Here is a 682-nt window from a genome sequence, read left to right as displayed (position 1 = left end):
GAAGAGCCGGAGCCGCAGCCATGAAAATCAGCAACACGGCGAGCGCCGTTCGCGTCACCCTCTCGCCTACCGAGATCAGCGATTTGCAATTTGTGATCGAGGCGGCCGAGCGCGCGGGGCATTATATGCCCGCGCGCGTCCTCAACATCATGGCGGCGCTGACGCGCAGCGCCGACGATGTTCGGATGAAACAGGCGATGAAGCGGGCGGAAAAAGATCGCGTAACGCGGATCGAGCAGGACCGGCGCGCGCGCGAACGCCAATTCATGCTAGGCGACCGATACAGCGTCATGGCGAGCCGCGCCGACTACGCCGATGCGTCTTCCGATCCGGACGCGCGCCAATGGGTTGACCTAGTGTTTCATGAAATCATGCAGAGGCCGCTTCCCGATCAATACGAACTCCGGCGCGACGTGTGGCGTGTCCACGTTGTCCAACTGGACGGCGGCACGCTCGGCGCTGTTGTAGGCGGCGATTGCACTCAAACCGCCGACCCCGCCGAAATTGCTTCCGTAGCGGAGCAGCTGATCGCCCGCTTCGAGGGCAGAGCTTGACGCGCGTGGAGCGGTGGCAGCTGCCACCGCTCCAGAGAGATCTAGAATCTGGCGATGAGAGGCAGCAGCGCCGCCGCTTGGCTTCCCAGGACCGGCACCCAATAATTCGCGGCGCGGTAATCAGGGCC

The 682-nt window shown here is 63.6% G+C and carries 1 protein-coding gene; it reads left to right on the top strand.

What is annotated here, in order from left to right; genetic code table 11:
- A partial coding sequence (locus ET21_RS0118795) for a hypothetical protein (RefSeq protein ID WP_237751604.1) occupies positions 1-554 on the top strand: 554 nt, incomplete at its 5' end.
- Between the last annotated feature and the right edge of the window lie 128 nt (positions 555-682).

It is taken from the genome of Sphingobium sp. DC-2, assembly GCF_000722555.1.
GTDB lineage: Bacteria > Pseudomonadota > Alphaproteobacteria > Sphingomonadales > Sphingomonadaceae > Sphingobium > Sphingobium quisquiliarum.
Note: the sequence above shows the minus strand (reverse complement) of the source record. Positions and strands in the feature narration are given on the sequence as shown.